This is a genomic window from Paracoccus sp. (in: a-proteobacteria) (genome assembly GCF_047973135.1).
GTDB lineage: Bacteria > Pseudomonadota > Alphaproteobacteria > Rhodobacterales > Rhodobacteraceae > Paracoccus.
This window is the reverse complement of the sequence record NZ_JBKEBL010000007.1, coordinates 1-12,956: the sequence shown is the minus strand read 5'-3', so window position 1 is coordinate 12,956 and position 12,956 is coordinate 1. Positions and strand designations below refer to the sequence as shown.

The following is a 12,956-nucleotide window of genomic DNA, read 5'->3' as shown; positions in this document are numbered from 1 at the left end:
AAATATGAAACACATCCTGACATCCGTGGCCGCCCTTGGGTTTTGCGCGGCGCTTTCTCCGGCCCTTGCGGCCGATCTTAGCGCCTGCCTGATCACCAAGACCGACAGCAACCCGTTCTTTGCCAAGATGCGCGAGGGCGCGGTGGCGCGGGCGGCAGAGCTGGGGATGGAACTCAAGACCTTTGCCGGCAAATATGACGGCGATCACGAAGCCCAGGTCGCCGCCATCGAGACCTGCATGTTCGACGGTGTGGACGGCATTCTGATGTCGCCCAATGACAGCGCCGCCATCGTGCCAAAGGTCGAAGAGGCGCGTCAGGCGGGCATCCTGTTCATCACGCTGGATTCTCCGCTGGATCCGGTGGATGCGGCGGATGCAACCTTTGCCACTGACAATTTCAAGGCCGGCGAGCTGATCGGCCAATGGGCAGCCGCACAGCTTGGCGACAAGGCCGCCGAGGCGCGGATCGCCTTTGTCGATCTGAACGCCACTCAGGTTGCCGTCGATTACCTGCGCGATCAGGGCTTCATGCAGGGCTTTGGCATCGACGTGAAGAACCCGGTTGTCATCGGCGACGAGGATGACGCCCGCATCGTCGGCCATGCCTTCAGCAATGGCGCGGAAGAGGGCGGTCGTCAGGCGATGGAGACCTTGTTGCAGATCGATCCGGACCTGAATGTCGTCTATACGATCAACGAACCGGCGGCGGCGGGTGCCTATGAGGCGCTCAAGGCCGTGGGGCGCGAAAAGGATGTGCTGCTGGTGTCCATCGACGGCGGATGTCCGGGGGTCAAGAACGTGGCCGAGGGCGTGATCGGCGCGACGACGCAGCAATATCCGATGCGGATGACCCAGCTTGGCATCGACGCGATCAAGGAATTTGCCGAAACCGGCAACAAGCCCGAGCCGACCGAGGGCATGGATTTCTTTGACACGGGCACGATGCTGGTCACGGACAAGCCGGTCGAGGGGATCGAATCCATCGACACGGTCAAGGGTGCCGAACTCTGCTGGGGCTGACCCGTACGGGGGAGGGGCACGCCTTCCCCCGATTTCGCGCCATTTTGGGGGCATGAGCAATGAATTCTTCAGACAGGCCGGCCGATGCCGGCAGCTTCAGGCATGGTGCGGGCCGGTCGGTTCTTGAGCGTTTGCACCATCTGCTGCACAGCAATCCCTCGCTGGTTCCGCTGCTTGTCCTGCTGGCATCGGTGGTGATGTTCGGCATCCTGATCGGGCCGCGCTTCTTTTCGCCGCTGGCCATGACGCTGATCCTGCAACAGGTTGCCATCGTCGGCATTGTCGGCGCGGCGCAAAGTCTGGTGATCATCACGGCGGGAATTGACCTGAGCGTCGGCGCGATCATGGTGCTGAGCTCGGTCATCATGGGGCAGTTCACCTTTCGCTATGGTCTGCCGCCCGGTCTGGCGATGCTGTGCGGGCTGTCGGCGGGCACGCTGTTCGGGCTGATCAACGGCGTGCTGGTGGCGATGATGCGGTTGCCGCCCTTTATCGTCACACTGGGGATGTGGCAGGTGCTGATGGCCGCGAATTTCCTGTATTCCCGGAACGAGACGATCCGGTCGCAGGATATTTCGGCCGAGGCTCCGATCCTGCAATTGTTCGGTGCCAAGCTGAAGATCGCGGGCACCGACTTCACCTTGGGGACGCTGTTCATGATCGGGCTGGTCTTTGTGCTGGCCTTTGTGCTGCGGCACACGGCCTGGGGGCGGCATGTCTATGCTGTCGGCGACGATCCGGCCGCGGCGGAACTGTCGGGCGTGAATGTGCGCGGGACGCTGATCTCGGTCTATGCGCTGGCGGGGCTGATCTGCGCCTTTGCGGGCTGGGTGATGATCGGGCGCATCGGATCGGTGTCGCCCAATGTCGGGCAGCAGGCCAATATCGAAAGCATCACGGCGGTGGTGATCGGCGGCATTTCGTTGTTTGGCGGGCGCGGGTCCATTCTGGGCACGCTGTTCGGCGCGCTGATCGTAGGCGTGTTCACGCTGGGGCTGCGCCTTCTGGGCGCGGATGCGCAATGGACCTATCTGATGATCGGTGTGCTGATCATCGCGGCGGTCGCGGTCGATCAGTGGATCAGAAAGGTGACGTCATGACCCAGCCAATCCTTCAGGCGCGCGCGCTGGTCAAGCGCTATGGCCATGTGGTCGCGATGGATGGCGCGGATTTCGACCTGTATCCGGGCGAGATTCTGGCCGTTATCGGCGATAACGGGGCGGGCAAGTCGTCCTTGATCAAGGCGCTGTCCGGGGCCGTCCGGCCCGATTCGGGCGAGATCCGGTTTCAGGGAGGGCCGGTGCAGTTCCATTCGACCAAGGACGCGCAGCGCGCCGGGATCGAGACGGTCTATCAGAACCTTGCCATGTCGCCCGCGCTGTCGATCACCGACAACATGTTCATGGGCCGCGAATTGCGCAGACCCGGTCTTGCCGGGTCGGTGCTGCGGATGCTGGACTGGCCCCGGATGCGGGTCTTTGCCCGCGAAAAGCTGAATGAATTGGGGCTGATGACGATCCAGAACATCAACCAGCCGGTCGAGACCCTGTCAGGCGGGCAACGGCAGGGGATCGCGGTGGCGCGGGCGGCGGCATTCGGGTCGCAGGTGATCATCCTTGACGAACCGACCGCCGCATTGGGGGTCAAGGAATCGCGGCGCGTGCTGGACCTGATCCTGGACCTTAAGGGGCGGGGGCTGCCCATCGTGCTGATCTCGCACAACATGCCGCATGTGTTCGAAATCGCCGACCGGATCCATATTCACCGCCTCGGCAAGCGGCTGTGCATCGTCACGCCGCAAAGCTGTTCGATGTCGGATGCGGTGGCGCTGATGACCGGCGCGCTGACACCGGAAGATCATCAGTCCAGTTTGTCCAGTGCGTCCCAGAATGGCGTCGCGGCGTCATAAAGCTGCGCAAAGATCGGCATCATCCGGTCATAGACGTCGGCCCAGGCGGGATCGGGCAGGATTTCGTCGGTAAAGCGGACCATGCGCGCGGCGGCGGTGCCCAGATCGGGCGTGTCGCCGGTGCTGGCCGCCATCAGCATCGCCGCGCCTACCACGCCGCATTCCAGTTCCTCGGGGACCAGATAGGGCACGCCATACATGCTGGCCTTGATCTTCAGCCACAATGCGTTTTTCGCCCCGCCGCTGGCCGCGACAATCCGGTCCGGGCGGCCCTGTCCGGCCTGCAACCCGTCCAGCTTTTGCCGCACGGAAAAGGCTACGCCCTCCAGCACGGCGCGATGCAGATCGGGCAAGCCATGCGCTGCCGTCAGCCCGAAGAACTGCGCGCGCGATTCGGGCCGGAACCTTTCGCCCGACAGATAGGGCAGGAAAAACAGCTTTTGCGCCCCGACCGGCGCGCGGCCCGCATCCCCGGCGATCTGGTTATAGCTGCGTTCGTTCTGGTGAAAGGCGCGGCGCGCCCATCGCACTGCATCGCCGCCCGCGTCCAGCAGGGTCATTGCCCCCCAGACGCCATTCGCGGACAACACGTTGGAAATCTCGGGGTCGATGACGGCCTTGTCATGCATCAGCGTGATAATGGTCGAGGTTCCCGTGACGTCTGACCCCATGCCGCTCCGGATTACACCCGAACCGATCAGCGCCATGGGGTAATCCCCCGCGCCGACCAGTACCGGGATCCCGGCAGGCAGGCCCAGATCCGCCGCGATATCGGGCAGCAGCGGCCCCAGGACATCGCCCGGTGCGTGCAGGGGCGGCAGCAGCGCGCGCGGAACCCCGGTCAGTTCGCACAGCCGGTCAGACCATTGCCGGGACTGCCACTCCATCAGAAAGCTCAGCGACGCCTCGGTGTAATCCTGCGCGCGCAGGCCGGTCAGGCGGAAGTTGATCCAGTCCTTCGGCATCAGCACCGCCGAGGACCGGGCCAGCGCCTCGGGATCGTTCGCGGCGATCCAGGCCAGCTTGAAGGCGGGCCAGGCCGTCGCCGGGACATTGGCCGCGACGGGCAGAACCTGATCCGGGGGCACACGGGCGTTAAAGGCCGCGACCTGCGGCGCGGTGCGCTTGTCGTTCCACAGAGGCGCGGCATCGCGGGTCAGGTTCCCGTCATCGTCGATCAGCACCGTTCCGTGCATTTGCCCGCAGGTACATATCGCCGCCACCCGGCGCGCGGCATCGGGCACCTTGCCCAGCACTGCGCGGATGGTCAGGACAGTGCCGTCCCACCAATCTGCCGGGCGCTGTTCCGACCAGCCGAACTGCGGCACGATCTGTTCGTGTTCCTTATGCGAAAAGGCCAGAATACGTCCGTTGCGGTCCACCAGCGCGGACCGCAGTCCGCCGGTGCCGACATCGACGGCAAGATACAGGTCGCGCGTGGTCATCCGGTCGATCCCCCTTGATCGCAGCATGGCGCAGGCGCAGAGAGGCTTCAACATAAAATGTAGTTAGACTACTTTATTTGGCGGCTCATTCCGGAATATCGCAAGAAAACCACCGAAATCAAGAAACCGCATTGCCAATGAATGCGCTATATTGTAGTTTGACTACCGAATGCGAGGATCAGATGTATCACTATCCCACCTCCCATCGAATCGACCCCGCCTCGGGCGGGATGAGCGGTGCGACCGGACGTTATGACAAGCGGCTGGGCGATCTTGCCGGGATTTACGCCGATGCCAACGCCTTTGCCCGCGCGCTTGAGGCGCAGGCGGATCGGGTGGTCTATCGCGTACACGAGACCCGCCCGGCGCAAGATCGTGGCGACCTGATCTTTGGCACGACCTGGATGGAGCCGGGGCGGATCGGCGATGAATACTTCATGACGCGTGGTCATATCCACGCCCGTGCCAATCGCCCGGAAACCTATTACGGCGAAAGCGGGACGGGCCTCATGCTGATGGAAACCCCCGAGGGCGAGACCCGCATCCTTGAGATCATGCCCCGCGTGCTGGTCTATGTGCCGCCGATGTGGATCCACCGCTCGGTCAATACCGGGGCCGATCCACTGGTCATGAGCTTTTGCTATCCCTGCGATTCCGGGCAGGATTACCAGATCATCGAAAATTCCGGCGGAATGGCCAGCCGTATTGTGGCGGATGGCGCGGGCTGGAAGGCCGTACCGAACCGCGATTACCGCCCCCGCGGCGCCGACGAGATCGCGCGCGTGCATGGCACTTCGGACGGGGCGCGGACATGATGAACCTGCTGCCTGCCGCGAAACCGACATTCCATTTCATCGGCGTGACCACCGCGCAATCCTCGATCATGAAGGTCTTTCCGGAATGGGCCGCATATCTGGGGTTGGGCGATGTGCAAATCCGCGGGATCGACCTTGTGCCGCATGATACGGTGACAAACTATCGTGCCGTGGTCGATTTCCTCAAGCGCGATCCCCTGTCGCTGGGCGCGCTGGTCACGACGCACAAGCTGGATTTGTATGCGGCCTGCCACGACATGATGGATCATATCGACCCGCTGGCCCTGCTGATGGCGGAAACATCCTGTTTGTCGAAACGCGATGGCAGGCTGATCTGCCATGCCAAGGATCCGGTTTCATCGGGGCTTGCGCTGGACGGCTTTCTTCCACCGGACCATTTTGTCCGGACCGGGGCCGAGGTCATGTCGATGGGCGCGGGAGGATCGACCATCGCGCTGACATGGCATCTGATGCAGGCCGCGCGCGGGGCGGATCGTCCGCGCCGCATCGTCGTGACCAATCGCAGCCAGCCGCGCCTTGACCATATCCGCCGGATTCACCAGCAGATCGGCAGCGATATCCCCTGCGATTATGTGCTGGCCCCGGCGCCGCAGGACAATGACCGGGTGATGACCGGGCTGGCCCCCGGATCGCTGGTCGTCAACGCTACGGGGCTGGGCAAAGACGCGCCCGGATCGCCGCTTGGGCCCGACGCGCGGTTTCCCAGGGGCGGCATCGTCTGGGAACTGAACTATCGCGGTGATCTGGTCTTTCTGGATCAGGCGCGGGCGCAGCAGCAGGGCAGGGGCCTGCGGGTCGAGGATGGCTGGACCTATTTCATCCATGGCTGGACGCAGGTCATCGCCGAGGTGTTCGGCGTCGCGATTCCGGCCTTTGGGCCGCGCTTTGACGAAATCGCGCGGATTGCTGCGCGGGCGACGGGGCGGGGCTGATGCCGGATATCCTGATCACGCCCCGTTCGCTATCCGGATCTGGCCATCCTGCGCTGGATCGGCTGACCGGGGCGGGGTTCGGGCTGGTCATGCCAACGCCCGGTGCGACGCCATCCGAGGCCGATCTGCTGGCGGCGGTGCCGGGCTGCGTTGGCTGGCTGGCCGGGGTCGAGCCGGTGTCCGAGGCCGTGCTGGCTGCCGCCCGCGACCTGCGCGTCATCAGCCGCAACGGCACCGGAGTGGACAACCTGCCGCTGGCGGCGATCCGGCGGCGCGGAATTGCGCTGTGCCGGGCCGAGGGTGCGAATGCGCGCGGCGTGGCCGAACTGGCGCTGTCGCTGGCGCTGGCCGGGCTGCGTGACATCGTGCCGACGCATCTGGGCTTGCAACAGGGCGGCTGGCCGCGCCGCATCGGGACCGAGATTCACAGGGCGGAAATCGGCGTCGTCGGCCTTGGTGCCATCGGCGCGGATTTTGCGGGCTTTTGCCTTGCCCTTGGCGCGCGGGTTCGCGGGTTCGACCCCTTTGCCCCGGCGGATCGCGTCGTGCATCCGGGCTTTCTGCGCGCCTCTTTGGCAGAGACGCTGGCGGGTGCGCAGGTGGTCAGCCTGCACGCGCCGATGCCAGAGGACGGCCGCCCGCTGCTGGGTTCGCCCGAGCTGGCGGCGCTGGCCCCCGGCGCGGTTCTGGTCAACACCGCCCGCGCCGGTCTGGTCGATGAGGCCAGCCTGCTGGCGGCGCTGGACAGCGGACAGGTTGCCGCTTATGCGACCGATGTTTTCCCGACCGAGCCGCCCCGAATGACCCCGCTTTTGCGCCATGCGCGGACCATCACAACGACCCATATCGGCGGTTTCACGCGGGAATCCGTTGCCCGTTCGACCGAATGTGCTGTCGAGGCCCTGCTGGATGTTCTGGTGCTGCATGAGACTTGAGCGCGCCAGCGGCTTTCCCGAACCCGGCAGTCCCGGCATCTTCTGGCTGGGTCAGGCGGGTTTCTGGATCGAGACCGGCGCGCACCGGATCCTGATCGACCCCTATCTGTCCGACAGTCTGGCGCTGAAATATGCGGGCCGGAAGCACCCGCACCGGCGAATGATGCCGCCGCCGGTCACGGTTGCGGATCTGCCGCGCCCCGATCTGGTGCTGATTACCCATGCCCATACCGACCACATGGATCCCGACACGCTGGGGCCGCTGGCGGCGCGCTTTTCCGGACTGCCCGTTGTCGTGCCCGCTGCACGTCAGGATGTGGCGCGCGACAGGATCGGGGCGGCGGCGCGGCTGCTGGCGGTGGACGCGGATGAGGTGTTGGAACCGCTGGAGGGGTTGACGGTACGGGTTTTTCCGGCGGCGCATGAGGAACTGGACCCCGACTCCGAAGGCCGGCACCCCTTTCTGGGTTACGGGATCGCGGCGGGGGGTGTGAAAATCTATCACTCGGGCGATTGCGTGCCCTTTGACGGTCTTGCCGTCCGGATCGCCGCCTTTGCCCCCGACATCGCGCTGCTGCCCGTCAACGGGCGCGATGCGCAGCGGCTGGCGGATGGGGTTCCGGGGAATTTCACCCTGCCCGAGGCCATTGCGCTGGCGCGGGATTGTGCCTTTCTTGTGCCCCATCACTTCGGTATGTTCGATTTCAACACCATTGATCCGACCCGGATCGACGCGGCTGCTGCGTCACGCCGCACGCCGCCCGTCATCCTCTGCCCGACAGCAGGAGATTACCTCAGGATCGTGATCTGAGGGACAGGAATCTGCATGGATCAAAGCGCGCACGCAATCGACGACAACCTGCTGGAAACCATCGTCCGGATGGAAGAGGGGCTGCGCAAATCTGACCGGCGCGTGGCGCGGGTGGTGCTGGACCGGCCCGCCGAGGTGCTGTCGATGACCCTTGCGACACTGGCGCGCGAGGCTGGCGTCAGCGAACCCACGGTCATCCGTTTCTGCACCGCCATCGGATGCGAGGGATTTCGCGATCTACGCGTCAAGCTGGCGCATTCGCTGGCCTTCGCGCGCACCACCTCGCATACGGCGATCACGGCGGATGACGATCTGGGCACGATCATCACCAAGATTTTCGATTATAACCTGTCCAACCTGAACTGGGCGCAAAGCAAGCTGGATCAGGGCGCGATCCGCAGGGCGGTCGAAGTGCTGGCGCGGGCGCGGCGGATCGAGTTTTTCGGCTTTGGCGCATCGGGTATCGTGGCCCGCGATGCGCAGCAGAAATTTCCGCTGTTCGGTGCCCCCTGCGGCGCGCCGACCGATGCGCATCAGATGTACATGACTGCCGAGATGCTGGGCCCCGGCGATGTCGCGGTCGGGATCTCGAATACCGGGATGACGCGCGAGGTAGTGTCCTCGATGCGGGTCGCGCGCGCGAACGGGGCGACGACAATCGGCATCAGCGGCCACCCCGGCCCGATGCTGGATCACTGCGATATACACCTGATCGCCGAAACGCTGGAAAACACCGATCTGTACACGCCGACGGTGTCGCGTCTGTCGCATCTGGTGATCGTGGACATTCTGTCCACTGCCGTCAGCCTGCGCCGCGACGAGGCCCATCGCGACCGCATTGCAAGGATGAAATCGCGGCTGGCGCAGATGCGCGGGGGGCCTTTGGGCGGGGGTTCGTCCTGACATTATGGGAGGTAAGCGATGTATCTTGAGAAATTCAGCCTGAAGGGCCGCCGCGCGCTTGTCACCGGGGCCGCGCGCGGCATTGGTGCCGCCATCGCCGAGGCGCTGTGCGAGGCAGGGGCGCATGTCATCCTGACCGATCTGGGCGATGCCGCCGGTCCCACTGCACAGGCGCTGCGCGACAAGGGCCATTCCGCCGAGGCCGCAGCCCTGGATGTGACCGACCGGGAGGCGGTGAATGCCTGCGCGGCGCGGGTTGCGGAACAGGGCGGGCTGGATATTCTGGTGAATAACGCGGGCATTGCCATCTCGAACGAACCGGCCGAGACGATGGCGGATGATGTCTGGGACAAGGTGATCGACGTCAACCTGAACGGAGTTTTCGCCTGCTGCCGCGCCTTTGGCCGCGATATGCTGGCGCGCGGCGGCGGATCCATCGTCAATATCGGCTCGATGTCGGCGTTGATCGTGAACCGCCCGCAGGAACAGGCGAATTACAACGCGTCCAAGGCCGCCGTGCATCATCTGACCCGCTCTCTCGCCGCTGAGTGGGCGGGGCGCGGTGTCAGGGTGAACGCGGTCGCGCCAACCTATATCGAGACCGAGCTGACCCGGTATGTCCAGGACGACCCGGAAATGCACCGTCACTGGATTGGCGGCACGCCCATGGGCCGGATGGGCCGCCCGGACGAGATCGCCTCGGTCGTGCTGTTCCTTGCCGGCGATGCGGCCAGCCTGATGACCGGGTCGATCGTGGTGGCCGATGGGGGTTATGTCTGCTGGTGACGGGCAGGGGCATCGCCCGCCGTCTTGCGGCGATGCGCTTTGGCGGTTAGGTCGCCCGGATGGGCAGCTTCATGATTCAGGGCACAGGGTCGAATGTCGGCAAGTCGCTGCTTGTGGCCGGGCTGTGCCGCGCGGCGCGGCGGCGGGGCCTGTCGGTCGCGCCTTTCAAGCCGCAGAACATGTCGAACAATGCCGCCGTGACAGCCGACGGGGGCGAGATCGGTCGCGCGCAGGCCTTGCAGGCGCGGGCCTGTGGCTTGCCGCCCGCCACCGACATGAACCCGGTGCTGCTGAAGCCCGAAACCGATACTGGCGCGCAGGTGATCTTGCAGGGGCGGGCCATCGGACGGGCGGCGGCGCGGGATTATGCGGCGCTGAAGGGGCGGCTGATGGCCGGGGTTCTGGACAGTTTCAACCGCCTGACCGCGGCGCATGATCTGGTGATTGTCGAAGGTGCGGGTAGCCCGGCCGAGGTCAACCTGCGCCCCCGCGACATCGCCAACATGGGCTTTGCGCGGGCGGCGGGGGTGCCGGTGATTCTGGCGGGCGATATAGACCGGGGCGGGGTGATCGCCCAGATGATTGGCACGCAGGCGGTGCTGGACCCGCAGGACGCCGCGATGATCCGGGGTTTTCTGATAAACAAGTTCCGCGGCGATCCGGCCCTGTTCGACGATGGCTATCGGCTGATCGCCGACAGGACCGGCTGGCGCGGGTTTGGCGTGGTGCCGTGGTTCGCGGGGGCGCATCGCCTGCCTGCCGAGGATGCGCTGGATCTGCGCGGCTCGGGCGAAGGGGGCCTGCATGTCGTCTGCCTGACCCTGTCGCGGATCGCGAATTTCGACGATCTGGACCCTCTGGCCGCCGAGCCCGGCCTGCGCCTGACCATGCTGCGCGCGGGCCAGCCGATCCCCGGCGATGCGGATCTGGTGATCCTGCCCGGCAGCAAATCGACACTGGGCGATCTGGCCTTTCTGCGCGCACAGGGCTGGGATGTCGATCTGGCCGCACATGTCCGGCGCGGCGGGCATGTGCTGGGGATCTGCGGTGGTTATCAGATGCTGGGCAGGGTGATCCGCGATCCTCTGGGCAGCGACGGCATTGCGGGCGAGGTTCCGGGGCTGGGTCTTTTGCGGATCGACACCGACATGGCCACCGACAAAACGCTGACACGCGTAACCGGCACCGCGCTTGGTCAGCCCGCCACCGGATACGAGATTCACATGGGCCGCAGCACCGGCCCCGACTGTGCCCGCCCCTTCGCCCATATCCCCTGCCCGGACGGCGCGATCAGCGTCAGCGGAAGGGTTGCGGGTACCTATCTGCACGGTCTGTTCGCCGATGACGGCTTTCGCGCGGCCTATCTGGCGCGGCTGGGCGTGGCCTCGCAGCCGGGCCATGAATCGGGGGTCGATCAGACGCTGGACGATCTGGCCGTTCATCTTGAGACATATCTGGACGTTCCGGCCATGCTGAAGCTGGCGCAATAAGAATGCACAAATAACCGGGCCGGAAACCCTCGCAAGCGATCAGAGACAGGCACCGCCGAACCCGAAACCAGACTGTTCAGAGGCCGCAATGCAATTCCGGAGTCGAAATTTCTAATATATATTTCAATACCATACCGGTCGGGCATCCGATGCCGCACATATTGGCCGACCGCGCCACAGTTAGCGGATGTCATTTTCCGGCGAGGATTTCGGGGAAAACCGTTTTCGGCATTGAATTTGCCCATCAACCGCCACTATGTTGTAACCATGCGCCAGGCTTCTCAATCTTGGGTTGATCTGGTGCCATCAGTTTCGCAGCGCGGCACCTCTGGCCCCGATCCGATAGCGACGGGCCGCAAGTGTCACGCGGAAAACTCTGCCTCAGGCGCGAAGAACCGCACGGGGGCGATGTCGGATAGCGGCCCGGCTGCCGGTTGGCGGCTTGGGTCTTTCTAAGGAACAGACGCGATGACGCGCGCGGTGAACAGAGCAGGACGAAACGGGCAGGGGTCAGGCCCCGCCGTTGTCTGTTCCGTCGCCGTGCATGCGTCCGCGCGCCAATCATGCCGCAGCCCGTCCCGGACGATGCCACTTGCGCCGCCCGGCGCCGGCCTGCGCGGAAGAATCATCAATGGCAAAAAAAATGCTTATAGATGCCACCCATGCCGAGGAAACTCGGGTGGTTGTGGTGGACGGAACGCGGGTCGAAGAATTTGATTTCGAGACTGTAAACAAGCGCCAGATCTCGGGGAACATCTATCTGGCCAAGGTCACGCGGGTCGAACCCTCGTTGCAGGCGGCCTTTGTGGATTATGGCGGAAACCGGCACGGTTTTCTGGCCTTTGCGGAAATCCACCCGGATTATTATCAGATCCCCGCAGCCGACCGCGAGGCGCTGATCGCCGAGGAACAGGCCTACTCCGAGGCGATCGAGGCCGAAGAGGCCACACGCGGCAAGAAACGCAGGTCTGCGCGGGCCGAAAAGGCGCAAAACGGGGACGAAACGGTCAGCGCCGAAGCCCTGGCAGAGACGGCAGGCGAGGATGCGGACGCCGTTGCCAACGGCGAGCAGACCCCCGAGGCTGACGACGATTCACCCTCGGACGCCGCAGACCGGGATGACAGCATCGAATCGGTTGCCGAAGAGGATGTGACCGAGGAAATTCGCGTGCCCAAAAAGCCGCGCGCCCGCCGCTACAAGATTCAAGAGGTTATCAAGGTCCGGCAGATCATGCTGGTGCAGGTGGTCAAGGAAGAACGCGGAAACAAGGGCGCGGCGCTGACCACCTATCTGTCGCTGGCCGGGCGTTACTGCGTGCTGATGCCCAATACCGCGCGCGGCGGCGGGATCAGCCGCAAGATCACCAACGCCGCCGACCGCAAGAAGCTGAAGGACATTGCCGGGGAAATGGACGTGCCAAGGGGCGCGGGCCTGATCATCCGCACCGCTGGCAGCCAGCGGACCAAGACCGAAATCCGCCGCGATTACGAATATCTGCTGCGCCTGTGGGAACAAATCCGCGACGTCACGTTCAAATCGGTCGCGCCCGCGCCGATCTATGAGGAAGGCGACCTGATCAAGCGCTCGATCCGCGACCTCTATTCCAAAGAGATCGACGAGGTTCTGGTCGAGGGCGAGCGCGGCTATCGCACCGCCAAGGACTTCATGAAGATGATCATGCCGTCCCACGCCAAGACCGTAACACACACTCCCGATCCGATGCGGCTTTTCGCGCGCTATCAGGTCGAAAGCGATCTTGGCGGCTTGTTCAACCCGGTCGTCCAGTTGATATCAGGTGGATTTATCGTCATCGGCGTTACCGAGGCGCTGGTCGCCATCGACGTGAACTCGGGGCGGTCGACAAAGGAAGGCTCGATCGAGGACACG

12 protein-coding genes are annotated in these 12,956 nt (G+C 64.5%); 11 read left to right on the top strand and 1 reads right to left on the bottom strand.

Going from position 1 to position 12,956, the window contains the following annotated elements; genetic code table 11:
* Positions 1 to 4 precede the first annotated feature (4 nt).
* From ACK5L9_RS00405 to ACK5L9_RS00395, 3 genes are read left to right on the top strand one after another with little or no spacing between them, the layout of a single operon-like run.
* Entirely contained in the window at positions 5 to 1,021 is a 1,017-nt protein-coding gene (locus tag ACK5L9_RS00405) for a sugar ABC transporter substrate-binding protein (protein ID WP_416909470.1), read from the top strand.
* A gap of 59 nt (positions 1,022 to 1,080) precedes the next feature.
* Positions 1,081 to 2,121 (top strand): ABC transporter permease, encoded by a 1,041-nt coding sequence (locus ACK5L9_RS00400; protein ID WP_416909469.1) that lies wholly within the window; start codon positions 1,081 to 1,083, stop codon positions 2,119 to 2,121.
* Positions 2,118 to 2,930, top strand: coding sequence for an ATP-binding cassette domain-containing protein (locus tag ACK5L9_RS00395; protein WP_416909468.1), 813 nt, complete (start codon positions 2,118 to 2,120; stop codon positions 2,928 to 2,930). The genes ACK5L9_RS00400 and ACK5L9_RS00395 overlap by 4 nt, the downstream gene beginning before the upstream one ends.
* Here ACK5L9_RS00395 and ACK5L9_RS00390 read toward each other — a convergent pair.
* Positions 2,882 to 4,375, bottom strand: a complete 1,494-nt coding sequence (locus ACK5L9_RS00390) for a xylulokinase (RefSeq protein WP_416909467.1) — start codon at positions 4,373 to 4,375, stop codon at positions 2,882 to 2,884. The genes ACK5L9_RS00395 and ACK5L9_RS00390 overlap by 49 nt on opposite strands.
* Positions 4,376 to 4,557: 182 nt before the next feature.
* Between ACK5L9_RS00390 and ACK5L9_RS00385 the strand changes: the two genes are divergently transcribed.
* From ACK5L9_RS00385 to ACK5L9_RS00350, 8 genes are all read left to right on the top strand, one after another.
* Positions 4,558 to 5,190 carry a glucose-6-phosphate isomerase gene (locus ACK5L9_RS00385; protein ID WP_416909466.1) on the top strand — a complete coding sequence of 211 codons (633 nt, stop codon included), beginning with the start codon at positions 4,558 to 4,560 and terminating at the stop codon, positions 5,188 to 5,190.
* Positions 5,187 to 6,143, top strand: a complete 957-nt coding sequence (locus tag ACK5L9_RS00380) for a shikimate dehydrogenase family protein (protein ID WP_416909465.1) — start codon at positions 5,187 to 5,189, stop codon at positions 6,141 to 6,143. The genes ACK5L9_RS00385 and ACK5L9_RS00380 overlap by 4 nt, the downstream gene beginning before the upstream one ends.
* Positions 6,143 to 7,078 carry an NAD(P)-dependent oxidoreductase gene (locus ACK5L9_RS00375; RefSeq protein ID WP_416909464.1) on the top strand — a complete coding sequence of 312 codons (936 nt, stop codon included), beginning with the start codon at positions 6,143 to 6,145 and terminating at the stop codon, positions 7,076 to 7,078. Before ACK5L9_RS00380 ends, ACK5L9_RS00375 begins: the two co-directional genes overlap by 1 nt.
* Positions 7,068 to 7,889 carry an MBL fold metallo-hydrolase gene (locus ACK5L9_RS00370; protein ID WP_416909463.1) on the top strand — a complete coding sequence of 274 codons (822 nt, stop codon included), beginning with the start codon at positions 7,068 to 7,070 and terminating at the stop codon, positions 7,887 to 7,889. Before ACK5L9_RS00375 ends, ACK5L9_RS00370 begins: the two co-directional genes overlap by 11 nt.
* 15 nt (positions 7,890 to 7,904) lie before the next feature.
* Positions 7,905 to 8,792 carry a MurR/RpiR family transcriptional regulator gene (locus ACK5L9_RS00365; protein ID WP_416909462.1) on the top strand — a complete coding sequence of 296 codons (888 nt, stop codon included), beginning with the start codon at positions 7,905 to 7,907 and terminating at the stop codon, positions 8,790 to 8,792.
* An 18-nt stretch (positions 8,793 to 8,810) separates the two neighbouring features.
* Positions 8,811 to 9,578, top strand: a complete 768-nt coding sequence (locus tag ACK5L9_RS00360) for an SDR family NAD(P)-dependent oxidoreductase (RefSeq protein WP_416909461.1) — start codon at positions 8,811 to 8,813, stop codon at positions 9,576 to 9,578.
* Between the two features lie 59 nt (positions 9,579 to 9,637).
* On the top strand, positions 9,638 to 11,068 hold the full coding sequence (locus ACK5L9_RS00355; protein WP_416909460.1) for a cobyric acid synthase: 1,431 nt from the start codon (positions 9,638 to 9,640) through the stop codon (positions 11,066 to 11,068).
* Between the two features lie 631 nt (positions 11,069 to 11,699).
* Positions 11,700 to 12,956: Rne/Rng family ribonuclease (locus ACK5L9_RS00350; protein WP_416909459.1), on the top strand; the 1,257-nt coding region annotated here is incomplete at its 3' end.